The 24591-nt window shown below is 66.1% G+C and carries 22 protein-coding genes; 16 read left to right on the plus strand and 6 right to left on the minus strand.

Features of this window, described 5'->3' with window-relative positions; all coding sequences use genetic code 11:
* Positions 1-244 precede the first annotated feature (244 nt).
* The 5 genes from L6D77_RS20430 to ribBA form a co-directional block, all read right to left on the minus strand.
* Positions 245-1393, minus strand: coding sequence for an ABC transporter ATP-binding protein (locus tag L6D77_RS20430; protein WP_232881758.1), 1149 nt, complete (start codon positions 1391-1393; stop codon positions 245-247).
* 19 nt (positions 1394-1412) lie between these two features.
* Positions 1413-2222, minus strand: coding sequence for an ABC transporter permease (locus L6D77_RS20435; RefSeq protein WP_110996573.1), 810 nt, complete (start codon positions 2220-2222; stop codon positions 1413-1415).
* 6 nt (positions 2223-2228) lie between these two features.
* The gene (locus L6D77_RS20440; protein ID WP_232881756.1) at positions 2229-3146 is read right to left on the minus strand and encodes an ABC transporter permease; all 918 of its coding nucleotides are present in this window, start codon (positions 3144-3146) and stop codon (positions 2229-2231) included.
* Positions 3143-4168: an ABC transporter substrate-binding protein gene (locus L6D77_RS20445; RefSeq protein WP_232881754.1), complete on the minus strand. Its 1026-nt coding sequence runs from the start codon at positions 4166-4168 to the stop codon at positions 3143-3145. The genes L6D77_RS20440 and L6D77_RS20445 overlap by 4 nt, the downstream gene beginning before the upstream one ends.
* Positions 4169-4533: 365 nt before the next feature.
* Positions 4534-5652, minus strand: coding sequence for a bifunctional 3,4-dihydroxy-2-butanone-4-phosphate synthase/GTP cyclohydrolase II (gene ribBA, locus L6D77_RS20450; protein WP_236170117.1), 1119 nt, complete (start codon positions 5650-5652; stop codon positions 4534-4536).
* Between the two features lie 78 nt (positions 5653-5730).
* Here ribBA and L6D77_RS20455 point away from each other — a divergent pair, with 78 nt between their 5' ends.
* From L6D77_RS20455 to L6D77_RS20530, 16 genes are all read left to right on the plus strand, one after another.
* A complete protein-coding gene (locus L6D77_RS20455) occupies positions 5731-6024 on the plus strand; it encodes a DUF1330 domain-containing protein (RefSeq protein ID WP_232881751.1) in 294 nt (97 codons plus the stop codon).
* Positions 6025-6270: 246 nt separating this feature from the next.
* The gene (locus L6D77_RS20460) at positions 6271-7926 is read left to right on the plus strand and encodes an AMP-binding protein (RefSeq protein ID WP_232881748.1); all 1656 of its coding nucleotides are present in this window, start codon (positions 6271-6273) and stop codon (positions 7924-7926) included.
* A 55-nt stretch (positions 7927-7981) separates the two neighbouring features.
* Positions 7982-8248, plus strand: a complete 267-nt coding sequence (locus L6D77_RS20465) for a phosphopantetheine-binding protein (protein ID WP_232881746.1) — start codon at positions 7982-7984, stop codon at positions 8246-8248.
* Positions 8249-8261: 13 nt separating this feature from the next.
* Positions 8262-9284 carry a hypothetical protein gene (locus tag L6D77_RS20470; RefSeq protein ID WP_232881744.1) on the plus strand — a complete coding sequence of 341 codons (1023 nt, stop codon included), beginning with the start codon at positions 8262-8264 and terminating at the stop codon, positions 9282-9284.
* Positions 9281-10309, plus strand: coding sequence for a fatty acid desaturase family protein (locus L6D77_RS20475; protein ID WP_232881742.1), 1029 nt, complete (start codon positions 9281-9283; stop codon positions 10307-10309). Before L6D77_RS20470 ends, L6D77_RS20475 begins: the two co-directional genes overlap by 4 nt.
* Positions 10306-12906, plus strand: coding sequence for an aminotransferase class III-fold pyridoxal phosphate-dependent enzyme (locus tag L6D77_RS20480; protein ID WP_232881740.1), 2601 nt, complete (start codon positions 10306-10308; stop codon positions 12904-12906). Before L6D77_RS20475 ends, L6D77_RS20480 begins: the two co-directional genes overlap by 4 nt.
* Positions 12906-13358, plus strand: coding sequence for an SRPBCC family protein (locus L6D77_RS20485; protein ID WP_232881738.1), 453 nt, complete (start codon positions 12906-12908; stop codon positions 13356-13358). The genes L6D77_RS20480 and L6D77_RS20485 overlap by 1 nt, the downstream gene beginning before the upstream one ends.
* Positions 13355-14482 carry a GNAT family N-acetyltransferase gene (locus L6D77_RS20490; RefSeq protein ID WP_232881736.1) on the plus strand — a complete coding sequence of 376 codons (1128 nt, stop codon included), beginning with the start codon at positions 13355-13357 and terminating at the stop codon, positions 14480-14482. Before L6D77_RS20485 ends, L6D77_RS20490 begins: the two co-directional genes overlap by 4 nt.
* A 16-nt stretch (positions 14483-14498) precedes the next feature.
* Positions 14499-15185 carry an ABC transporter ATP-binding protein gene (locus L6D77_RS20495; RefSeq protein WP_232881734.1) on the plus strand — a complete coding sequence of 229 codons (687 nt, stop codon included), beginning with the start codon at positions 14499-14501 and terminating at the stop codon, positions 15183-15185.
* Positions 15182-17545: an ABC transporter permease gene (locus tag L6D77_RS20500; protein WP_232881731.1), complete on the plus strand. Its 2364-nt coding sequence runs from the start codon at positions 15182-15184 to the stop codon at positions 17543-17545. The genes L6D77_RS20495 and L6D77_RS20500 overlap by 4 nt, the downstream gene beginning before the upstream one ends.
* Positions 17542-18324, plus strand: coding sequence for an outer membrane lipoprotein-sorting protein (locus tag L6D77_RS20505; RefSeq protein WP_232881729.1), 783 nt, complete (start codon positions 17542-17544; stop codon positions 18322-18324). The genes L6D77_RS20500 and L6D77_RS20505 overlap by 4 nt, the downstream gene beginning before the upstream one ends.
* 10 nt (positions 18325-18334) lie before the next feature.
* Entirely contained in the window at positions 18335-18592 is a 258-nt protein-coding gene (locus L6D77_RS20510; RefSeq protein ID WP_232881727.1) for an acyl carrier protein, read from the plus strand.
* On the plus strand, positions 18589-19815 hold the full coding sequence (locus tag L6D77_RS20515) for a beta-ketoacyl-[acyl-carrier-protein] synthase family protein (RefSeq protein ID WP_232881725.1): 1227 nt from the start codon (positions 18589-18591) through the stop codon (positions 19813-19815). Before L6D77_RS20510 ends, L6D77_RS20515 begins: the two co-directional genes overlap by 4 nt.
* A complete protein-coding gene (locus tag L6D77_RS20520) occupies positions 19812-20807 on the plus strand; it encodes an NAD-dependent epimerase/dehydratase family protein (RefSeq protein WP_232881723.1) in 996 nt (331 codons plus the stop codon). Before L6D77_RS20515 ends, L6D77_RS20520 begins: the two co-directional genes overlap by 4 nt.
* Positions 20804-22291, plus strand: coding sequence for an acyl-CoA dehydrogenase family protein (locus tag L6D77_RS20525; RefSeq protein WP_232881721.1), 1488 nt, complete (start codon positions 20804-20806; stop codon positions 22289-22291). The genes L6D77_RS20520 and L6D77_RS20525 overlap by 4 nt, the downstream gene beginning before the upstream one ends.
* Positions 22288-23511 carry a DUF1302 family protein gene (locus L6D77_RS20530; protein WP_232881719.1) on the plus strand — a complete coding sequence of 408 codons (1224 nt, stop codon included), beginning with the start codon at positions 22288-22290 and terminating at the stop codon, positions 23509-23511. Before L6D77_RS20525 ends, L6D77_RS20530 begins: the two co-directional genes overlap by 4 nt.
* A gap of 5 nt (positions 23512-23516) precedes the next feature.
* Here the strand turns inward: L6D77_RS20530 and L6D77_RS20535 are convergent, their stop codons facing one another.
* On the minus strand, positions 23517-24533 hold the full coding sequence (locus L6D77_RS20535; RefSeq protein WP_309295660.1) for a TerC family protein: 1017 nt from the start codon (positions 24531-24533) through the stop codon (positions 23517-23519).
* Between the last annotated feature and the right edge of the window lie 58 nt (positions 24534-24591).

Genomic DNA, 24591 nt, shown 5'->3' on the forward strand with positions numbered 1-24591 from the left:
GCCGGAGTCGAGGGGACCCCGGAGCGCAGCGCAGGGGCCGTATGATGGGAGCGAACGGCTTTGGTTACTTTGGCCACGACCAAAGTAACCCGCCGTAAGGGCGGAAAGGTGACTATAAGTCGCCATCGCCGCCGAATGCGCATGCATCTACCAAAACCAACACTCTGAAAGCCGAAGCCGAAGCCGAAGCCGAAGCCGAAGCCGAAGCCGAAGCCGAAGCCGAAGCCGAAGCCAAGGCCCGCAATCAATGCGCCCCAGCCCCCTTACTCAAATCACTCTCAGCCCACTCGGTATAAATACAGGCATCCGCCACCGCCCACCGCACCTTGACCTTATCCCCCGCCCGCATCGGCATCCCGGCCGCCGACAGCGCCTTGACCGTCATCTCCGTGCCCCCCTGAGTCACCACATGGCAGGTCTGGCTCTCCCCAAGGAACAGCACTTCACCCACCGTGGCATCCACCTCGTTCCACCCCGCCGGCAGCGGCTCGCGCGCCGCCTGCTCAACCGTCAAGGCCAAGGCCTTTTCCGGCCGCACCATGATCAGCGCATCCTGCTCGGCCGCCAGCCCCGGGGTCAGGCGAATGGCCAACTGCTGCCCTTCGAAGCCACCAGCGCCATGGCTGCTGGCCTTGATCCGCAGGAAATTCGAATTACCCAGGAACGAGGCGACAAACGCGTTCGGCGGGTTCTGGTACAGGTCATAGCCCGTGCCCAGCCCGACAATCTTGCCGTGGCTGAAGATCGCGATGCGCTGCGACAGGCGCATCGCCTCTTCCTGGTCATGGGTCACGTAGACGATGGTGATCCCCAGCCGACGATGCAGCTGACGCAGCTCGTCCTGCAGGTCTTCACGCAGTTTCTTGTCCAGCGCGCCGAGCGGTTCGTCCATCAGCAGGATGCGCGGCTCGTACACCAGTGCCCGGGCAATCGCCACCCGCTGCTGCTGCCCGCCGGACATCTGCGAGGGCTTGCGGTGGGCGAACTTCTCCAACTGCACCAGCTTGAGCATGGCGTCCACGCGCTTGTTGGTCTCGGCCGCGCCGAGCTTGCGGATGGCCAGGGGGAAGGCGATGTTGTCGCGCACGTTCAGGTGCGGGAACAGCGAGTAGCGCTGGAACACCATGCCGATGTCACGCTTGTGCGGCGGCACGTTGACCAGCGACTGGCCGTCCACCAGGATCTCGCCGCTGCTGGGCGTTTCGAACCCGGCCAGCATCGACAGGGTGGTGGACTTGCCCGAGCCGCTGGAGCCGAGGAAGGTGAGGAACTCGCCGTCCTGGATCTCCAGGTCGAGGTTGTCCACGGCGGTGAAGTCGCCGTAGTGCTTGTTCAGGCCGCGCAGGCTGACCAGGGTCTTGTTCGGCGCGTCGTCTTTGATCACTGCACTCATTGTTGTTTTCTCCGGGCGCTCAAGCGTTGTTTTCGGTGCGCCGGCGCAAGGCGGCGGCAATGACCATGACCAGCAGCGACAGGCCGATCAGCAGCGTCGAGGCGACGGCGATCACCGGGCTTAGGTCCTGGCGCAGGGTGGTCCACATTTTTACCGGCAGGGTCTGCAGGTCGGGGCTGGCCATCATCACGCTCAGCACCACCTCGTCCCACGACACCAGGAAGGCGAACAGGCCGCCGGCGATCATCCCCGGGCGGATCGCCGGGAAGGTCACCTTGACGATCGCCTGCAGGCGCGAGGCGCCGCAGATCACCGCGGCATCCTCGATCGACTGGTCGAACAGCTTCAGCGAGTTGATGATCGAGATGATGGTGAAGGGCAGGGCGACGATCACGTGGCTGACCACGAAGGCGAACAGCGTGCCGGTGTAGCCCAGCTTGAGAAACAGCGCGTACACCGCCACGGCGATGATCACCAGCGGCACGATCATCGGCATGGTGAACAGGCCGTACAGCAGTTCGCGGCCCGGGAAGCGGCCGCGCACCAGGGCGAACGCGGTGGGCAGGCCCAGGGCCACGGCGGCGAAGGTGGTCAGCACGGCGACCTTGAGGCTGGCCAGCGCGGCGTCCATCCACTCGGGGTTGGAGAAGAACTGCACGTACCATTTCACGGTCCAGCCCGGTGGCGGGAACACCAGCCACTGGGACGAGCCGAACGACAGCAGGATGATGAACACCACCGGCAGCAGCAGGAACGCGGCAATGACCCCGGTGGTCAGGTACAGGCCCGTGCGCAACGGGCGGCTCATGGCGTTGGGTGACAGCAGCATGGCGGATTACCTCGCGTTACCGACCGGGGATTCCGGCTGCAGTTTCAGGTACAGGTAGAAGAGCACCAGAGTGATCACCACCAACAGCGCGGCAGCGGCACTGGCCAGGCCCCAGTTCAGGAACGACTGCACCTGCTGGATGATGAACTCGGGCAGCATCATGTTCTGCGCACCGCCCAGCAGGGCCGGCGTCACGTAGTACCCCAGCGACATGACGAACACCATCAGTGCGCCGGAGAACAGCCCCGAGCGGCACAGCGGCAGGAACACCTTCCAGAAGTTGGTCCAGGGGCTGGCGCCGCAGATGGAGCCGGCCTGCAGCACCATCGGGTCGATGGCGTGCATGGTCGCCTGCAGCGGCAGCACGATGAACGGGATCATGATGTAGCTCATGCCGATCACCACGCCGGTGAGGTTGTGCACCATCTCCAGCGGCGCATCGATGATGCCCAGCGCCATCAGCAGCTTGTTGATCACCCCCGAGCTCTGCAGCAGCACCAGCCAGGAGTAGGTGCGCGCCAGCAGGCTGGTCCACATCGACAGCAGCACGATGTTCAGCAGCCAACGGCCCCAGCCCTTGGGCACCAGGGTGATCGCCCAGGCCAGCGGGAAGCCCAGCAGCACGCTGATCAGGGTCACCAGGCCAGCCACCGAGAAGGTGTTGAACAGCACCCGGGCGTAGGCCGAGTTGGCGAACAGTTGCTCGTAGTTGCCCAGCCCCGGCACCGGCTCCAGTACGCCGCGCAGCAACAGGCCGATCAGCGGGGCGAAGAAGAACAGGCCAAGAAAGAGCAGGGCCGGCAACAGGTTGCGGCTGCCGCGCCAGCGTTGGCTGAGGGGTGGGCGGCGGTCGTCCGCCCGTGGCGCGCCGGTGCCGCTGGGGGCACCTTGCGCGTTGTGCAGGGCATTGATGGCGACTTTCATTTGACCAGCCACTCATTCCAGCGGGCGGCGATGGCCTGGCCGTTCTTGGCCCAGTAGGCGAAGTCCAGGGTGACCTGGTCCTGGGCGTAGGCGGTTGGCAGGTTCTTGGCGAGGTCCTTGTCGAGCTTGGCAACGCTGTCGACGTTCACCGGCGCATAGGCGGTCTTGTTGGCGAACTCGGCCTGGCCTTCGGCGCTGCTGGCGTTGGCCAGGAACTTCATGGCCGCGTCCTTGTTCTTGGCGCCTTTGGGGATGACCAGGAAATCGGCCATGACCAGGTTCTGTTTCCAGCTCACGCCGACTGGCGCGCCGTCCTGCTGCAGGGCATACACGCGGCCGTTCCAGAACTGCCCAAGCGAGGCTTCACCCGAGGCCAGCAGCTGCTGCGACTGGGCGCCGCCGCCCCACCAGACGATGTCTTTCTTGATGGTGTCGAGTTTCTTGAAGGCGCGGTCCAGGTCCAGCGGGTAGAGCTTGTCGGGTGCTACGCCGTCGGCCAGCAGGGCCAGTTCGAGCACGCCGGGGCTGGGCCATTTGTACAGGGCGCGTTTGCCGGGGTAGGTCTTGGTGTCGAACAGCGCCGACCAGTCCACGGGCTTGTTGGCGCCGAGCTTGCCTTCGTTGTAGCCGAGTACGAAGGAGAAGAAGAACGAGCCGACGCCATGGTCGGAGACAAAGCGCGGGTCGATCTTGTCGCGCTTGATCTGGTTGAAATCGAGGGGTTCGAGCAGGCCTTCGCTGGCGGCGCGCAGGGCAAAGTCGGCTTCGACGTCGACCACGTCCCACTGCACGTTGCCGCTCTCGACCATGGCCTTGAGCTTGCCATAGTCGGTGGGGCCGTCCTGCACGACCTTGATGTTGGTGGCTTTGCTGAAGGGCACAGCCCACGCTTCTTTCTGCGCGTCCTGAGTGGTGCCGCCCCAACTGACGAAGTTCAGGCTGTCGGCCGCCTGGGTGGCCTGGCAGGCCAGGGTCAGCAGGCTGGCGGACAGCACTGCGGTTACTCGTTTGCTCAACAGCATGGTTACGCCCTCGTTGCTTTTGTTATTCGAGGCGGGGCTGGTGGTGCGCCCGCCAATAGTGTTCGGGGAGCTGCTTTCACTGTGTGTCGCGTGGCCGTCTTGTGATTGTAGGTTCGGCCTAAAAATTCAAGGTCTACGGGATATCATATTATGGTATTCCAAACTTTTGGCAAGAGGGATGGGCGACCGGCCATCACTCTGTTGCCCGCAAAAACGACACTGCCCCCTGTAGGAGCGGCCTTGTGCCGCGAAAGGGCCGCAAAGCGGCCCCGGCAATCTTGAGGTGTACTCAGGATCCGGGGGCGCTGCGCACCCGTTTCGCGGCACAAGGCCGCTCCTACAGGGGGCCGTGTCGCTTTGCCGTATCAGACCATCCCAGGCTCGAACGGAATGCTCTGCACCACCTCCAGCTCATACCCGGCAAGGCCTGCATACTTGAGCGGCGGCCCCAGGTGGCGCAGCTTGCCTACGCCCAGATCCTGCAGGATTTGGGCGCCAGTACCGACCTCCGAATACACCTTCGACTGCCCGCGCTGGTACGGGCGCAGCGGCTGGGTCAGCTGTGGCACGCGTTCCAGCAGTGCCTGGGAAGACTCATGATTGGCGAGGATCACCACCACCCCGGCCCCCTCCGCGGCCACCTTCTGCAGCGCCGCCCACAAGGTCCAGTTGGCGGGCCCGGCGTATTCGGCGCCGACCAGGTCGCGCAGCGGGTCGATCACATGCACGCGCACCAGGGTCGGCTGTTCGCGGCGGATGTCGCCCATGACCATGGCCATGTGCACACCGCCCTCGATGCGGTCTTCATAGGTGACCAGGCGGAAAGTGCCATGCACGGTGGGCAGTTCGCGCTCGCCGATGCGCTTGATGGTCTGCTCGGTGCTCAGGCGGTAGTGGATCAGGTCGGCGATGGTGCCGATCTTGATCCCGTGACGGGCGGCGAACACTTCCAGGTCCGGGCGGCGGGCCATGGTGCCGTCGTCATTGAGCACTTCGACGATCACCGAGGCCGGGGTGAAACCGGCCAGGCGTGCCAGGTCGCAGCCGGCTTCGGTATGGCCGGCGCGGGTCAGCACACCGCCTTCGCGAGCGCGCAGGGGGAAGATGTGGCCGGGTTGCACCAGGTCTTCAGCGCGCGCATCGGGGGCCATGGCGGAGGCCACGGTACGGGCCCGGTCGGCGGCGGAGATGCCGGTGGTGACGCCCGTGGCGGCCTCGATCGACACGGTGAAGGCGGTGCTGAATACGCTGCCGTTGGCCGGCACCATCTGTTCGAGGCCCAGGCGCTGGCAGTGTTCGTCGGTGAGGGTCAGGCAGATCAGGCCACGCGCCTCGCGGGCCATGAAGTTGATGGCCTGGGCGTCGCAACGCTCGGCGGCGATCAGCAGGTCGCCTTCGTTTTCGCGGTCTTCGTCATCCACCAGCAGGACCATCTTGCCCTGCCGGTAGTCCTCGAGGAGTTCTTCGATGCGGTTGAATGCCATGCTGCACGCTCACGGTGGTCGGGTGATTTTTATGGTATACCATCATACACAAATATCCCTGAAGCAGGAGTACGACGGATGAAGGCCTACTGGATCGCCCATGTGGACGTCACCGACCCGCAGCAGTACCAGCAGTACACCCAGCGCGCCCCGGCGGCGTTCGTTGCCTTCGGTGGGCGCTTTCTCGCCCGCGGCGGGCGCAGCGAGGCGATGGAAGGGCGGCCTACCCCTCAGCGTAGCGTGGTGATCGAGTTCGATTCGTATGAGCAGGCGCTGGCGTGCTATCGCTCGGACTTGTATCAGGAGGCCTGTCGCCATCGCCAGGGGGTGGCGATGGCCGAGGTGATCATCGTCGAGGGCATCCCGGGGTGAGCCCACCCGTTTGGATAGTTGAAATTACAAGTTATTGCCGTTTGTCAATGTCAAAATAATTCCTTGTAATGATTTTATGGCTTGAAACTGTGATCTAGTTCACAAAATCCAGAGTGAAATGGTAACGGCATATTGCCAGTAGGATTGTCGGACAATATCGTCGCCGCACATTTTCTGCCGGGTGGATTGCCCGGCAGCCAGGACGAACAGACGCGACAGCGTCTTGCCCAGTGCAAAGGAGTTGCCATGGCGCTGCCACTACTGCCCGACCTCGTGATGGCTCGGCAACATGCCAGTGTGACGTTCTATACCGCCGAAGGGCCGGTGCGCCTCGAGCAGCCCCAACTGCTCGAGCAACTGGCCGCGGTGCGCCAGCGACTGCGTGGCTGCGCGCCAGGCTCGGTGGTGGCGATCGCGGCGCCGACCTCGGCCAGGGTCTTCATCGCTATTCTGGCTGCCTGGGCCGAAGGGCTTGCGGTGAGTCTGCTGCCGCACGAGTTGGGCAGCGGCTCGGGGCGCCTCGACGCCCGGCGTTTCAATGCCATGCTCGAGGTTCTGGATGCCGGGCTGGTGCTGGTGGAGGCAGACCTGCTTGAGCATGTGGCGGCCCAATGGCGCGAGCGCACCCGGCTCATCGACTCGCTGGTGCTGACCCCGCAGCCCGAGCCCCCGCAGCCCAGCCGCGCCCATGCCCAGGGCCTTGCGCTGGTGCAGTTCACCTCCGGCAGCACCGGCCAGCCCAAAGGGGTATGCCTGACCCACCAGATGATCAGCCAGAACTGCGCGGCAATCGCCGAGCGCGTGGCGATCAGCGCCGCAGACTGCGTGGTCAGCTGGTTGCCGCTGCACCACGACATGGGGTTGTCGGCACTGACCATGGCCTGGTGGCGTGGCCCGGAACTGGTGTTGATGCCCAGCCGCATGTTCGCTCGCAACCCGATGTCCTGGTTGCAGGTGCTGTCCCGGCACCGTGGCAGCCTGTCGCCTGCACCGACGTCTGCCTATGCGCTGCTCAGCCGTTTTGCATCGCGCGTTGGCCACGGCCAACTGGACCTCTCCAGCTGGCGCTATGCCTGGGTCGGCGCGGAACCGGTGTTTCACACCCACATTCGTGCGTTCGAACAGGCCTATGCCGCCCATGGCCTGGCCCGGCATGTGGTTCAGCCCGCGTATGGCATGGCCGAGGCGGTGGTCGCGGTGACGCTGAACCCGCCCGGGCGACCGTTGCCGGTGTGCTGGCTAGACCCCGCGCGCCTGAACCGTGGCGAAGTTCACCCCTTGCCGGCCGACGATGCGCAGGCGGTACCGCTGCTGGGTAACGGCTGGCCGCTGGCCGGGGTGCAACTGCAGGTCTGTGATGAGCAGGGGCATGGCTTGCCAGACGGGCGCCTGGGGCAGATCCGCCTGCGTGGCGAGGCGGTGATGCGCCGCTACCTGGGGCGCGAGCCTGTGCGGCCGACGCCTGAGGACTGGTATGCAACCGGCGATATCGGCTTTGTCCACGATGGCCAGTTGTACATCACCGGGCGCAGCAAGGACTTGATCACCCGGGCCGGCGTCAACGTCAGCCCGCAGGCCGTCGAATGGGCAGTAGAGCAGGCCCTGGAGCTACCGCCCGGTTCGGTGGCGGCATTTTCCTGCCTGGATGCGCGCCAGGCCTGCGAGCGCGTAGTGGTGGCCATTGCCGGCAAGCCTGTCGAGCCCGATGCCCAGCCTGCCTTGCTGGCACAGGTGTCGCGGGCTGCAGTGGCCGCAGCGGGGGTGCAGGTCGACAACCTGGTTCTGATCCGCCGGGCCGACATGCCGCGCACCACCAGCGGCAAGATCCAGCGCGCCTTGTTGCGCGAGGCCTACTTGCAACAGCAGCTTGACCCGCTGCCGGCCCTTGCCGACCCGGCCTGAGCCAAACGCTTCACCCTCTCTTCAATCCCTTATTGCGAACCCGCAAGGAGCGACCGTGTTCGAGTTCATCTGCACCACCATTCGTGAAATGTCCGGCCAGGGGCTGTTGCCGGCTCATTTGCAGCATGTGCCGCTGCGCCCACAGGATTGCCTGGTGGATCTGGGCCTGGACTCGCTCGGCCAGCTCACCTTGCTGTCGGAGCTGCAGGCCAGGCTTGATGTGGCCGAGCAGCGTGACGGGGTCGACGGCTTCACGCCGTTGGCCGAACTGGGCCACTGGCTGGCCACGGCCAGCGGGTCGCCCGCCGCCGTGGCGTCCTGAGAGGAGGCCCGCCATGTCCGTGCAATCCCGGGTTTCCCCGCGCTGGTTCATCAGCCAAAGGGCCGATACCTTGACCGTGCTGGTCGCAGGGCCGTTGATTTCCCTGGCGCTGTTCGTGGCGATTGTCCACGGGCCGGCCTTCATCATCGTTGCGGCACTGTTCGCCTTGGTGCTGGACGTGCCTCACGTGCTGCACACCCATATTCGGCTGTTGAGCGAACCGCAGTTGTTCAGGCGTCATCAGTTGCGCTTCTTCGCCAGCCTGGCCTTTATCGGCCTGCTGTGCGGCGGGTTGTACTGGGCCGGCGCCTACGCCTGGCTGGTGGCGATCTGGGTGTACTGGCAGCCCTATCATGTGTGCAAGCAGCATTTCGGCGTGGCTTCACTGTATGCACGCAAGAGCGGTTACCGCGGGGATGTGCGCCCGATCCGCGACCTGGTGCTCAGCGGCTTCCTGGCACCGCTGGTGTATCGAGTGAGCCATGGCGGCTTCCATTTCGGTGACTATCAGTTTTTCGGCCAGCCGCTGCCGTTCGCCAACATCGTGGTGCCTACGCCCGCGCTCGCCCCGGCATGGGCCTGGGCTGCCTATGCGCTATTCGCGGTGGCGCTGCTGCGCCTGGTCGTGCTGCAGGTGGCGCAGCGCAGGGCCGGCCAGGGCCTGCCGGGCTTCGTGCTGGTGATGCTGGGCGGGGCACTGGGCTTGTACAACATCGCCTACCTGCTGGTGGGCGACCTGTATGCGCTGATTCTCATTGGCACCAGCATCCACGCGCTGCAGTACCACCTGGTGTGCGCCTCCACCGTGCTTCAAGGCCTTGAGCGCAGCGCGCAGCAGCCGCCGGTGGGGGGTGTGCTGGGGCGTGGGTACCGCCTGGTGCGGCACATGCGTGAGCAGCGTTGGCTGTGGGTCGCAAGCCTGGGCCTGACCAGCCTGCTGGTACTCAGCCTGGAGCTTCCATCGGCCGGCCTGGTTCCGCTGATCGTGGTCCTGCATCACTTCTACCTGGATGGTGTGATTTGGAAACGTCAATGAAGCAGGGCGGTCCCGCAGTCAGCGGGCGCGAGCTGGCACAGACGTGCCTGCCACTGATCGCCGACCTGCGCAAGCACCGGCGCGGCGTGTACTGGCTCGACCTGACCCTCACCGCACTGGTGTGCTGGGGCAGCCTGACGCAGTTGGCCGTGGGGCAAGGGGCATGGCCGCTGTGGCTGCTGTGCGCGGTGTTGGGCTTGTACCGCCTGGCAATGTTCATCCATGAACTGGCGCACATGCCCGACCGTGCGGTGCCGGGTTTCAACCTGGCCTGGAACCTGGTGTGCGGCATCCCGCTGATGCTGCCGTCCTTTCTCTATGTCAGCCATGCGGATCATCACAGCGCGTCGCGCTACGGCACCACTCAGGACCCTGAGTACCTGCCGCTCGCCCATCGCTACTGGCGCAGCCTGGCGGTGTTGTTGCTGGGGACGCTGCTGACCCCGCTGCTGCTGTGGTTGCGCTTTGCCGTGGTCGGGCCGCTGTCATGGTTCAGCCCGCGGCTGCGCGAGTTGGTGTTGCAGCGTTTCAGCGCGGTGACCCTGCACGGCGCCTACCGCAACAACGTTCAACGCATGCGCCGCAAGGCCCGCTACAACCATCTGCTCGAGGGTTTGAGCACGCTCTGGGCCTGGGGGCTGACAGCGCTGCTGGCCTACGCAGCGATGCCTCAAGCCTGGGCGGGCTGGTACCTGCTGGTGATCTACCTGGTGCTGGCGATCAACTTGCTGCGCACCTGCCTTGCCCACCGCTACGAGGGCGATGGCCAGGTGCTGTCGTTCGGCGAACAGTTGCTCGATTCGCGCACCCACGACCTGGCCGGTGCCTGGCTGGAGCTGTTCGAGCCCCTTGGGCAGCGTTATCACGCGCTTCATCACCTGCTGCCGGCCTTGCCCTACCACGCCATGGGCGAAGCCCATCGCCGCTTGCTGGCACTGGGCGGCAACTGCACCGAACTCTACCGACTGACTTGCGACGCCAGCCAAGGCGTCGCCCGCCCAATGCAAACCGAGGCTCGCCCATGAACAGCTGGCAGCAACCCACCGCTTTCGAGCAATACGTCAACCCGGTGGTTGGCGAACTGACCCGGCGCATCGGCCTGGACAAGCAATACGTGCGCGGCGACGGCTGCCACCTGTTTGACCAACAGGGCCGTGCCTACCTCGACTTTCTGGGGGCTTACGGCGCACTGCCGTTCGGCCATGGCCCGGCAGAGCTGATGCAGGTGCTGGTCGAGCATGCAGCCAGTGGCGAGCCGAACTTCGTGCAGCCTTCCAGCCTGGTGGCCAGCGGCGAACTGGCGGCAGCGCTGCTGGCCATCGCGCCGGGCAACCTGCGCAGCGTCACCTTCCAGAACAGCGGCGCCGAAACCGTCGAGGCGGCGATCAAGGCCTGCCGCGTGGCCACCGGGCGTGCGGGCATCCTGTCGATGCGCAACAGCTTCCATGGCAAGACCCTCGGCGCGCTGTCGGCCACCGGTTCCGACAAGTACCAGGAAGGTTTCCACACGCCGCTGCCGGGTTTTGCCTTCGTCGACTTCGGTGATGCTGCGGCCGTGCGCGAACGGCTTGCCGCTGCCCCCGAGCATTTTGCCGCTGTCATCGTCGAACCGATCCAGGGGGAGGGCGGCATCAACGTACCCCCTGCCGGTTACTTGCAGCAGCTGCGTGAGGCCTGCGATGCCTACGGCGTGCTGCTGATCATCGATGAGATCCAGACAGGCCTTGGGCGCACCGGCAAGCTGTTCGCCAGCGAAGGCGTGCGTGCCGACTGCCTGTTGCTGGCCAAGGCGCTGGGCGGCGGCGTGATGCCGATCGGTGCTTGCCTGCTGGGCGAAAACGCCTACAGCGAAGCCTTCCAGACCCGGCACTCGTCTACCTTCGGTGGCAACACCCTGGCCTGTCGGATCGGCCTCAAGGCCCTGGAGATGATCCGCCGCCCAGGGCTGATCGACGCGGTCGCCAGCAACGGGCGTTGGCTGCTCGAACAGTTGCAGGCGCTGGCAAGCCGTTACCCCTTCATTGCCCAGGTGCGCGGCGAGGGGTACCTGATCGGCATCGAGTTCGCCCTGACGCGGCAGGACTTTGCGCAGTTTCACGGGGCGTTTCTCGGCCTGATGGCCGAGCAGCAAAGCCTGGTCCCGGTACTGGCTTCGTACCTGCTCAATGTCGAGGGCATTCGCGTTGCTCCCACGCTGAACGGGGCCAGCGTGATGCGGGTCGAGCCCCCCTTGATTGCAGGCCGGCAGGCCTGCGAAGCGTTCATCGAAGGGCTTTCACGCTGCCTTGCGTTGTTGGCCGAGGGCCAGACCGGGGCGCTTCTGGCGCACCTGGTGGGGGCCATGGCGCTGCCTGTCGCACAGCCTGCGCAGCACGGCCAGCACTGGTCGTTCGCCCAGCCCGCCAGTGGCGAGCATGCGGCATTCATTCTCCACCCGCTCGACCTGGCCAACTACGCCGAATTCGACGAAAGCCTGGGCCATTTTGGCGCAACTGCCCTGCAGCAGATGCAGACGCGCCTGAACCCGCTGCTGGAACCGTTTTTCGTCTCCACCGTGGCCTTGCGCTCACCGTCGGCCGGGCAGGCGGCGACGCTGGACCTGATCATGCTGCCGCGGTCTGCCGAGCAGATGGCCGAGTTGCCCGTGGAGGACGCCTGCGCGCTGGTTGGCCAGGCGATCGACATGGCCCGGCAGCGCGGCGCTACCCGAGTGGGCCTGGGTGGCCATACTTCGATCGTGACCGGTGGCGGCCTGCGCCTGGCCGACGCCGGTATGGACCTGACCACGGGCAACAGCTACACCTTGTTGACGGCCATCGAGGCGGCGGCACTGGCCGTCCAGCGTACCGGGCGGCGCATGCAGGACATGCACGTGGCGGTGGTAGGCGCCAGTGGCAGCATCGGTTCGGCGGCGGCACGCCTGATGGCGGCGCAGGCCGGGCGCCTGACCCTGGTAGGCAATCCGCAGAGCGCGCGCTTCAACGGCCCGCGCTTCATTTCGGTGATCAAGCGCATCCTGCAATACGCCCGGGTTGCCGAAGTGGCGCCCGGCAGCGTGCTGCAGGCGCTGGCCCCACCGCTGGACGAGGCCCAGGCACAGGCCCTGGCGCAGCGGTTGTACGAGCGCAACAGCAGCCCGCTGCACTGGAGCAACGATCTGAACCAGGCCTTGGCCGAGGCGGATGTGGTGCTGGTGGCCACCAGCAGCGCCAACCGTTTCATCGAGCCAGGGGTGATTCGCCCCGGGGCGATCCTCTGCGACATCTCCAGGCCGGCCAATGTCAGCCTGGCGGTGGCCGAAGAGCGCCCGGACGTACTGGTGCTCGATGGCGGCATCGTGAGCATGCCCGGTGACGCCAGGCTGGGGTCGCGCTACGGCATCCCCGATGACCTGACCTACGCCTGCATGGCCGAAACCATGATGCTGGCACTGGGGCGCCACCGTGGCCATGCAAGCCTCGGCCTGGACCTTGAGGACGCCGACCTGGCGCTGGTGCAGCGGTTGGCCCGCGAACATGGCTTCGCCTTGGCCGGGTTGCGCAGCTTCGACCGCGCCATGGCCCCGCACACCTGGCAGCGCTATGCCGCACAGTTCGCCCAGGCGGCGGGGGAGATGGCCTGATGCCGACCCTGGAGCGCACCACCCTGATCCCTCGGCGCACGCCCGAGGAAGTCTTCGAGTTCTGCCTGGACGGCGCCAATTTTCCGAAGATCTTCCCCGAGCGCATCACCCCGCGCGGCCAGGTCGACCCTGGCGACCTGCGCATCGAACAAGGGCGGGTATTTCGCTTTCGTCACTGGATGTTCAATTGCCTGCCCGCCAACTGGACGGTGTGCATCCGTGAAGTGCATGACAATGCGTTCTTCATCGACGAGATGCTCAAGGGGCCCTTGCGCGCCTTCCGCCACGAGCACCGGGTGCAGGCCGCCGAGGGCGGCACGCTGTACACCGACAAGGTGACCTACGCCGCCATTGGCGGGCGGTTGCTCGAACGGCTGGTGGTCGACCGTTACATGGCGCGGATCTTCGATGCGCGCCACCGCAACATGCTCGTGCTGCTGGAGGCGCCATGATCCAGGTCCGGCCTGTGCTCACGCGGCGCGATCTCGACGCGTTCATCGAGCTGCCGTTTCGTCTTTATGCCGACGACCCGTTGTGGGTGCCGCCATTGCGCCGTGACATGCGCCGCCAGCTTTCCCCGCGGCACAACCCGGTGTTCGGCGAGGCGCAGATCACCTTGTTTGTCGCCTGCGACGAGCATGGCGAGGTGGTGGGGCGCATCAGCACCTGTGTGCACCATGCCTACAACGCACGTTTCGGTGACGAACATGCCTTCTTCGGCTTCTTCGAAACCTGCGCCCGGCGCGAGGTTGGCGCAGCGTTGCTGGAGGCTGCCTGCCAGTGGGCGCGCAGCCACGGCAAGCAGGTGCTGTCCGGCCCCTACAGCTTCACCCCCAACCAGGATGCGGCGCTGCTGCTGGAAAACCTCGACGGCCGCGCCCCGACCTTGCTGCAGACCTACAACCCGCTCTGGTATGCGCAGGTGCTCGCCGACCAAGGCTTCGAGCAGGCCTTCACCTTCAGTACCTACGGCACCGAGGTGGCGGCGGCCAAACCGCGTCGCGAGCGCGATGCCGAGGACCTGTTGCCTGGGCGCCAGGTCCACGTGCGCCAGGCCACGGCGGCAGACCTCAAGGGTGGGCTGGAGGAAATCCGCCAATTGTTCAACAACGCGTTTGAGGGCAACCACGAGGTCACCCCACTGACCCCGGCGAGTTTTGGTTTTCTGGTGGACTCGATGCGTGCGTTCGTCGACCTGCAAGGGGTCGAGGTGGTCGAGGTCGATGGCGAGCCGATGGCGTTCTTCGTGGTGCTGCCGGACCTCAACCAGATCCTGCAACGTCTGGGTGGTCGCCTGCGCCTGCTCGACCTGCTGCGCCTCGGGCGCTACCGGCGTGCGGTGGACGGGGCAGTGATTGCCTTGATCGGCGCCAGCAGCCAGGTGCAGGGCGGCGGGCTGGGGCGTTTGCTGGCACTGCGCATGCGCCGCTACGTGCAACAGCGCTATGCCCGGGTAGACACCATGTGGATCGATGACCGCAACCCTTCGAGCTATGTGTTGGCACGCAACATCGGCATGCAGCGTACCAAGCGCTACGGCGTGTTCCGGCGCGTCTTGGCGCCCTCATTCGAATGACAGGATGCAACCGTTCATGGACGTACCGCTGATCGAAATCCGCAGTTTGAACAAACGCTACAAGAGCGGCGATGGCTCTGCCCTGGTGCTCGACGACATCCATTTGCGCCTGCCACCGGCGAGCATGACGGTGGTGCGGGGCATGTCCGGGTCCGGCAAGACCACGCTGCTCAACATCATCGGCGGGCTGGACCGCGGCGACAGCGGCGAGGTCAGCGTGGCCGGCCAGCGCCTGGACGCCCTCGACAGTGCCGGGCTCGGGCGTTTTCGGGCGCGGGATGTCGGCTTCATCTTTCAGTTCCACAACCTGATCCCGACCCTGACGGTGAAGGAGAACGTGCTGACCGGCCTTGAGCCCCTGCGTCGGTTGACCGCTCAGGATCACCAGCTGGCCATGCATTATCTGGACAAGGTAGGCCTTGCGGAGTACGCCGAGCGCTTTCCGGCGCGCCTCTCGGGAGGCCAGCAGCAGCGAGTGGCCATCGCCCGGGCGCTGATCAAGGAGCCTGCGCTGATTCTGGCCGATGAGCCGACTGGCAGCCTGGACGAGCAGACCGGCATGCAGGTGTTCGAGCTGTTGCGCCAGATGCGCGAACACAAGCGCGTGACCGTGGTGCTGGTGACCCACAACCCGAGCCTGGGCGAGCACGCCGACCTGGTCTTCGACATGCGTGACGGCCGCCTGCAGCCGGTGGCGCGATGAGCATGCTGACGCGGCATGTGCTGCGCTCGGTCCGCAGCATCCGTTACCGCCTGTTGACCATCGCGATGATCTGCGCCTCGACCTTTGGCGTGGTCGCCGGCGCCTACTCCTCGATCGACAGCCTGTTCGACACCGTCGAGCAGATCCAGTCCGCCAGCGCCATGGCTGACCTGGAACTGGTGATCGGCACCGAGGATCAGATCAACGTTCCTCGCTTTGGCGACTTGCCGACGGTGGCCCAGGTGCACCAGCGGCTGCTGTCGCCAGGCCTGCTGCCATTGGGCCAGGCCCAGGCCACCGCGGCGCTGCTGGTGAGCATGCCGGCCGAAGACTTCACCCGGGTCAACCGCCTGGCGCTGACCGAGGGCCGCCTGCCGGCGGCGGGGGACAACCGTTCGGTGGTGGTCGAGCGCAACTGCGCCGCCTACCACCACCTGGGCATCGGGGCGCAAGTCGACTTCCAGGCCGGCCAAGCGCGTTACCTGCTGACGGTGACGGGTATCGCGCAAAGCCCCGAATACCTGGTAGCACCCTTGAACCCGGCAGTGTATGTGCCCACCAACGGCTCGTTGTGCGTGTTGTATGCCGACCGCGCGGTAATGGCCGATCGCCTGGGCTTCGAGGCGGTCAACAGCCTGCTGCTGGGCATGCGCGACGGTAGCGACCCGGTGGCGTTCAAGGCCGAAGTCACCGCACGCGCCCAGACCCGCCTGGCCGTGGACTACGCGATGACCCGACAGGAGCAGTTCAGCCAGAAGTTCCTCGAGCTGGACCTCAATACCTTCAAGGTCTTCCTGCCGACAGTGGTATTGATTTTCGCGGTTTCATCGACCCTGGTGGTGTTCTTCCTGATGTACCAATGGGCCCGCGAAGAGCAGCCGCTGATTGCGATGTTCCTGACCCTGGGCTACCACCGCTGGCAAGTGCTGCTGGCCTACAGCCTGCCGGTGTTGCTGCTGATGCTGGTGGCGGCAGTTGCAGGCCTGGCGCTGGCGCTGTTCGACATGTACGCCTTCGGCGTCAACTATGCCAAGGCCATCGGCATGCCCTCGCCTGACCTTGCCTTCAAACCGGCCTACCTGGCGGCGGCGGTAGGGGTGCTGGTGACGACCATCCTGGCCGGCATGTACCTGCCCATGCGCGAGATCCTGCGCATCACCCCGATGGACGCGCTGCGCGACCAGGGCGCCTCGCGCGAGCAACCGCTGGCAATGCGCCTGGTCGAGCTTGCGCGCCGTGTGCCCGGGCCGTTCTGGTTCCGCTATGCGCTGCGCAACCTGCTGCGCAGCTGGCGCATCAGCCTGGTCACGCTGCTGGCGATGTCGGCCAGTATCGCGATCACCATCGCGTTCTACATTTCGCTGACCTCGATGGAGCGCACGGCCATCGGCAATGTCGAGCGCGACCAGTGGAGCCGGGTGGTGGACCTCGACGCGCCGTGGTGGAACGAGGACCTGGCCCGGCTTGAAGACGCCGTGCCGGGCAGCCGATGGTCCACCTTCGTCAAGGGTGGCGCGCAGATCGCCGACCACGACAAGCTCGACAATGCCTTCCTGCTGGGCATCGAGCCTGCCGACGAGGTGCGCCATGTCAACCTCACCGAGGGACGCATGCTTGCCGCTGGCGATGACCAGGCCGTGGTCCTGGAGCGACGCCTGGCGGCCTCCCACGGCATCGTGCCCGGCGCCAGCGTGCACCTGCGGGTACGGGGCAGCGAGTATCCTGCCACCGTGGTGGGGGTGTTTTCCGGTGCGGTCCCCGGTGAAGTCATTGCCCCGCGCGGGTTCGCCCAGCGCATGCTGGGCCTGCAGGAGCAGTTCACCGGTGCCTACCTGTTGGCCGGCAGCGATGGCCGCGAGGTCATCGATGCAGGGTTGTACCGCGAGCCCGGCGTTGTGCGGGTAACGTCCCGCCAGGACATCGTCGCCGCGATCCTGCAGATCAGTGGGCATATCTGGGTGATCATCCACATCAGTGCGCTGATGAGCATCATCATCGCCTTGCTGTTCACCATCACCAGTACCAACTTCGCGATTGTCGGGCGGCGTGCCGAATACGGCGTGCTGCGTATCCTCGGGTTCAGCGACCGCACGGTGTGTGCGGTGATGTATGGCGAAACCCTGATGATCGCCCTGGGCGCGGCGCTGGTTGCCGTGCCCCTGGGGTTCGGCCTGGGCTTTGTGCTCAACCACCGGCTCGCCGATGTCTGGTTCAAGATCAATACCGACCCGGCGCTGGCTGACTTCCTGCGGGTGCTGGTGCCTGCGCTGTTGTTCATTCCCCTGGCTGCCTTCCCGGCGGTCCGCCATGTGCTGCGGATCGAAGCCGTCGACACGTTGAAATTGAGGAACTTCGGATGATCGTCAAACTGTTCGGCGGCTGCTGCCTGGCCGCCTGCTTTGCCTTGCCTGCGTTTGCCGACGATGCAGCCATGGCCCTGATGCGCCGCTCCGACGAGCGCATTCGCGCCGCAGACGAGCAAGTGACTTACCGGATGGAGCTGGCCAAGGCCGGCGAGACCACCTTCGTGCGCGACATGGTCAGGCTGGACAAGCGCATGGGCGATCGCAAGAGCACCCTGGTGCGCTTCAGCGCGCCAGAGGCGGTGAAAAATGTCGGCCTGCTGATCGAGGACCGCGGCGAGGCAGCCAACGATATCTGGTCCTACACGCCCTCCACCCGCAGCCTGCGGCGGCTTGCCGGTTCGCAGAAGCAGAACTGGTTCATGGGCACCGACTTCACCTACGAGGACTTCGAGGACTACAAGCTGCCCCGCCATGACTTCAGCCTGGTCGGCACCGCGCAGCCGTGCCTGGCCTGGGCAGCCTGCCAGCAGGTGGAGGCGCGGCCCAAGGCCGACGAGGCCGGTGCCTCGGGTTATGCGCGCAAGGTGTACTACATCGAACAGGCCTCGCTGTACCCGGTGCAGGTCGATTACTACGGCGCGGATGGCCGCCTGGCCAAGCAGCTCAAGGCCGATGCGCTCAAGACCCAGGACGGCTTCCCGCGGCCGACCGCGCAGACCATGTTCAACCTGTTGCAGAACAAGAGCACGCGCCTGGTCACGGTGCAGGACCAGATCAACCCTGGGCTGGCCGACAGCCAGTTCAGCCAGCGCGCGCTGCGCACCGAACGCTAAGGAGAGCCGCATGAACGCCAACCCGCTTGAAACACAGATCATCCAACTGCTGGCCACGACCTGCGAGCTGGCGCCTGACCAGCTGGAGGCGGGGCTGACCATCGAAGAGCTGGGCCTGGACTCGCTGGATGTACTGAAGCTGACGTATGCCGTGGAGAAACACTTTGCTGTCAACCTGTCGGCCTACAGCTTCAACGACATCAGTTCGATCGGCCGGCTGGCGCAGATCCTGCGCGAGCACCTCGGTGCAGTGCAGGCCCAGCCATGAAGCGCGTGGTAATCACCGGGCTTGGCAGTGTCAGCCCTTACGGTGTCGGCGTGCAGGCGCTGCGCCAGGGCTTGCGCGAGCAAGGCAGTGCGATTGGCCCGGTGCGGCTTGACCAAGGTCACGCCTATGCCCGGCGCAACGGTGGCCAGGTTGACGACCAGCACTTGGAGGGCATGTTCACGGCCAACGAATGCCTGATGCTCGACCGCGCCACCCGTTTTGCCCTGCTGGCCGGCCGCGAGGCGCTGGCCAGCGCCGGCTATGCCGTGGCGGATGCCGAGCAGGCGCAAGGTTGCGCCGTTTACGTCGGCACCGCCCTTGGCGGTAGCGAGTCGACCCACCTGACTGGGCAGGACTTGTACGGCGGCGGCAGCGCGACCTTGGCGCCCTGGGCGGTGCCGCGGGCCATGGCCAATGCGCCAGCCAGCCACCTGAGCATCCGCCATGGCTTCACCGGCCCGTCACTCACCCTGAGCACCGCGTGCGCCTCGTCGACCCAGGCCGTCGGCGAGGCCTGGCGCCTGTTGCGCAGCGGCGATGCCGCAGTGGCCCTGGCCGGCGGCACCGATGCCTGCCTCAACCCGCTGGCCTGGAAAGCCTGGGAGGCGCTGCGCGCGATGGCGCCGGATACCTGCCGGCCGTTTTCAGCCGGGCGGCGCGGTATGGTGCTGGGCGAGGGCGCGGCAATGCTGGTACTCGAAACCCTGGAGCATGCCCGCGAACGCGGTGCGCCGATCCTGGCCGAAGTGCTCGGCTACGGGGTGAGCAGCGATGCCGGTGACCTGGTCAAACCGTCAGTCGACGGGCCCCTGCGCGCCATGCGTGCGGCGATGCGTCAGGCGGCTGTCGCGACTGACCGCTACGACTACATCAATGCCCATGGCACCGGCACCGTGCTCAACGACCGTTGTGAAACGGCGGCGATCAAGGCCGCGTTCGGTGACCATGCGCCACAGCTGTGCGTGTCGGCGATCAAGTCGGCAGTCGGCCACTTGATGGGTGCGGCGGGGGCGCTGGAGCTGGTGGCCGGCCTGCTGGCCATCGGTGAAGGCTGGGTACCGGCCACCTTCAACCATGAAGGGCCGGACCCCGAGTGCGACCTGGATTACGTCACCGAAGGGCCGCGTACTCGACCCGTTGGCTACTGGTTGAAGAATGCCTTTGCCTTTGGCGGCTTGAACACCTGCCTGGCGCTGGGGCCCGCGCCCCAGGCCTGCCCATGATCCTGGTCACCGGCGCCAGCGGGTGCCTGGGCAGCCATCTGGTACACGCCTTGCTGGCTGCAGATGAACCGGTGGCCGTGCTGGTGCTGCCGGGTGACCCGGCGCCGGCCCTGGCCGCTGTGGCCACGCGGTTGCGCTGGCACCAGGGGGATATCCTCGAGCCGCACAGCCTGGTGCCAGCGCTGGCGGGGGTAAGCCAGGTGTACCACGTTGCAGGGCTGGCCTCGCCGTACGAGTGCGACCGCCAGCGCATGTTCCAGGTCAACCGGGACGGCACCAGGCACTTGCTCGGCGCCGCGCAGGCGGCCGGTGTCAGGCGCTTCGTGCATGTGTCGTCGATTGCCGCGGTCGGCTATCCCGACCAGTTGGCCGACGAGGGCATGCGCTACAACGGGGCGCAACTGGGCCTGGCCTACATGCACAGCAAGCACGCCGCCGAGCAACTGGCCAAGGCCATGAATTCACCCGCGATGGCGGTGCTGATCGCGTGCCCGGCGGCGGTCATCGCCAGCCAGTGCGACCTGCGCGACGGCTGGGGCAAGGTCATGCTCGACGTCGCCCGGCGGCGCCTGCCGCTGGTGCCCTCGGGAGGGTTGTGCGTGGTCGGCGGGGCGGACCTCGCCCAGGGGCTGCGCCAGTTGATGGCCAGCGGGCGCCCGGGCGAGCGCTACATCCTCGGCGCGTGCAACGTCAGCCACGCCCAATTGATCGACAGCATGGCCCGCGCCCTGCGGGTGCACCCGCCGCGCTGGCGCCCCTCGCGCCGCCTGCTGCTGGCTCTGGCGTGGCTGCTGCGCCCCCTGGACGGGGTGGCGCGGCGCATGCGCCTGAAACTGACGGCCGATGTGCTGCGTGTGCTGACCCAGCAGGTGCACTACCGCTGCGACAAGGCGCGCGAGGAACTGGGTTTTGCCCCGCGCCAAGGGCTGGATGAGATTGTCGACGAGGCGGCCGCCTGGCTTGCCCGTCATTTGCCGAGAGAGCAACGATGAACGGTGTCGAGGAATCTGCAGCTGTCAGCGAAATCAACGCCTGGCTGCGTACGCTGGCCGGGCGTATGGACTTCAGGCAGATGGACGCAAGGCGCTGCCTGGCCCCGCATTTGGTGCTGGAACTGGGCAACAAGGGCTTGCTGGGCATGCAGGTGCCCGTGGCGCTGGGTGGTCTGCTAGGCCTGAGCTGCTTCGAACAGATGCGCGTGCAGCGCCAACTGGGGGCCATCGACCTCACCCTGGCGTTTTTCGTCGGCCTGAACAATGGGCTGGGCATACGCCCGTTGGTGCGCTTCGCCAGCCCTGAGTTGCAACAGCGCTATCTGCCGCAGCTGGCCACCGGGCGCATGCTGGCGGCCTTTGCAGTCACCGAGCCGTGCGCAGGCTCCAACCCGTTGGGCATGCGCACCGAGGCCCGGCGCGAGGGGCCGCTGCTGCGGGTTAGCGGGCACAAGGCCTGGTGCGGTTCGGCCGCCTGGGCGGGGGTGATCACCTTGCTCGCCCGCCACCTCGACGAGCAAGGCCGTGACCGCGGGTTCGTCGCCTTGTGCCTGGATGCCGCGCAACCCGGGCTTCACCAGGGCAGCGAGGCGTTGACACTGGGGCTCAAGGGGATGATCCAGAACCGGCTGCAGCTCGATGCCGCCCCAGTGGCGCCGGACCGAGTGTTGGGCAGCGCCAGTTCGGGCCTGGCGGTGGCGGCCGAAACCATGGGGTTCGGCCGGTTGGGCATCGCCGCCACGTGCGTGGGGGCCTTGTGGCGATGCCTGCAGTTGATGCATGACTACGCCCATTGGCGGCACATCGGCGGGCGTTCGCTGGCGGCGTTCGGCCACGCCCGCCTGGTGCTGGCCCAAGCCCATGGCGCGGCGTCGGCCCTTGGCAGTTGGGTGGACCAGCTGGCCTGCGCCATGGATGCCGGGCGGCCTGTACCGGCAGCGGTGCTGGCAGCGGTAAAGCTGCTGGCCAGCGAGACGCTGGGTGAGGTCAGCGATGCTGCCTTGCAGTTGCTTGGCGGGCGCGGCTTTTGCGACAACAGCCCGATTGGCCAACTGTGGCGCGATGCCCGGGTCACCCGGCTGTTCGAAGGGCCTTCGGAAACGCTGGCGGCGTTCATTGGCCAGTCGGTTCTGGACCTGCGTCAACCCAGCGACGACACCTGGCTCGCAGGGCAGGCGCAAGCGCACCGGCAAACCCTCGAATGCCTGCGCGCCGAGGGGCCGGCCAGTGAGTTGCAAGCCCAGCGGCTGGGCGTTTTTACCGCCTGGTCGATGCTTGCAGGCAACCCGCAGCAGGCCCATGCCCGTGCCTGGGCCGAAGCACGCCTGGCCCAGGCACGCCAGCGCCTGTTGAGCGATGTGCCCCATGCCGATGTTGCCCAGGATCTGGCCGGGGCCATCGACGCCAGCATCGGCCGCTGGCGCAACGCCGTGCAGGCTGAGGATGTGGTGCTGGACGACTGGATGACGCAGGTGTGCCCATGAGCCGCCTGGCAGTGGTGTTGAGCGCTGTGCTGGGAGCAAACGCTGCGCAGGCACAGCTGAGCGTCGACCCATCGTTACTGCTGGATACACGCCAGGCGGTGGACCGCGAAGGGCATTGGGCGCTGGAGGAGTTTTCGACGCAGATGGGGCTTGCCCTGAACGGTGATGGGCCATGGCGTTTCAAAACCCTGTGGCGCGGTGTTTCCGAGCGGCGCCTGGACGATCATTTCGAGCGTCTGGAGGCGCGGGAGCTGTTCGCCGCCTACGACGGCGAGCGCTGCAGCCATGCCTTGGGTGTGCAGCAAGTGGTGTGGGGCAGTGCAGACCGGTTGCGCTTGCTGGATGTGATCCATCCGTTTGATCGTCGCGAAGGGTATTTTGGCGACTACCTCCAGCAGCGCAGGCCGCTGGCGATGCTCAACAGCGAGTGCCAGCTGAATGACGACCAGGCGCTGCAACTGTTGGTGGTACCGCAAACCCGTGAGGACCTGGTGCCGGGCCCGGACGCGCGTTTTGCAGCTTTCCGTGCCAAGGATCATCTGGGCCAGAGCACAGTGACTCAGGGGCGCGACCCGGACTGGCGCGACCCCTCGCAATGGAGCGCTGGTGTGCGCTGGAGCAGCCATACGGCGGGCATGGACCTGACGTTGAACGGCTGGCATGGCTGGCAGGACGAGGACACCTACCGGGCCAATCTTGACGGCGGCCGGCTGGGCTATCGCCGCGAACGTGAGCGCCGGACCCTGCTGGGTGGCTCGATCGCGGCGCCCGTCGGGGCCGTGGTGTTGAAGGCCGAGGCGGCGTACACACCGCAGATCTACCGTTACGTGCGTGACCCGCGGGGCTTTCTGGATGTTCGCGAGGCCGATCAGAAGCAGTTGATGCTGGGTATGGACTATCTGGCCGGCGACTGGTTCTACGGGGTGCAGTACTACAACCAATGGCGTGGCGGGGTGGACAATGCGCTCGATCAGCAGCGCATGGAGCTGCTTAGCCTGGCGGTGCGCCGCGAGTTGTTGCAAGGGCGGCTTGCCCTGACCAGTTACCTGGCCCAGGACTTGCGATTGAACAGCCAGTACCTTGCCGTTGAGGCACGCCTGGACCTGGACGCCCATTGGCAACTGCGCACCGGCATCGACTGGTTTGCCGGCGACAGCGCCAGTTTCGGCTACTACGATGCGCAATCGCGCTGGGTGACCGGTGTGCGCTATGCGTTCTGACCCGCTTAGGGCCGCTTGGCGGGCGGCTCATCGGCGCTGCCTGGTGGCGACGGTTGGCGGGTCTTGAGCAGCGACAACAGCACCCCGCCCAGCAACAACCCGAACGTCACCCCCAGCGACACCCCCGCCGGCACCTTGCCCACCAGCCCGTGCCAGAAGATCTTGCAGCCGATGAAGATCAGCACCATCGCCAGCGCGTACTTGAGGTAGACGAAGCGGTGCATCAGCGCCGCCAGGGCGAAGTACAGCGAGCGCAGGCCGAGGATGGCGAAGATGTTCGAGGTGTAGACGATGAACGGGTCCTGAGTGATGGCGAAGATCGCCGGCACGCTGTCGACGGCAAACACCAGGTCGGCCAGTTCGATCAGCACCAGGGCCAGGAACAGCGGCGTGGCGTAACGGATGGCCTGGTGCTCCCCGGGCGGGGTGAGCCTGACGAAAAAGTGCGGGCCATGGATCTGGTCGGTGACCCGCATGTGCCGGCGCACAAAGCGCAGCACCGGGTTGTTGGCCAGGTCCGGGTGGCTGTCGTCCTTCGACAGCGCCATCTTCACCCCGGTGAACAGCAGGAAGGCGCCGAAGATATACAGCACCCAGGCGAAGTGCTGCACCAGCGCCGCGCCCACGCCGATCATGATCGCCCGCAGCACCACCACCCCGAGGATGCCCCAGAACAGCACGCGGTGCTGGTAGCGGCGGGGGATGGCAAAGAAGCTGAAGATCATCGCCATGACGAACACGTTGTCCATCGACAGCGATTGTTCCACCAGGAACCCGGTGTAGAACTCCAGCGCCGACTGCGCGCCCAGCTCGTGCCAGACCCACACGCCAAACAGCACGCCGACACTGAAGTAGCCGGAATACAGCAGCAGGCTTTCGCGCATTTCGATCTCGCGCTCCTGGCGGTGCAGCACACCCAGGTCAAGCACGAGCAAGGCGATGACGATCGCGATGAACACCAGCCACAACCAGGTGCTGGTACCGAGGAATGGATTGACGAGAAATGCATGCAGAGCTGTCATGAGCCCCTCCTTGATTGTCGACGTTGACTGGCAACAGTGATTCCGACATGGCGGCGCA

Origin of the sequence: Pseudomonas parasichuanensis (assembly GCF_021601385.1) — a bacterium.
Lineage (GTDB): Bacteria > Pseudomonadota > Gammaproteobacteria > Pseudomonadales > Pseudomonadaceae > Aquipseudomonas > Aquipseudomonas parasichuanensis.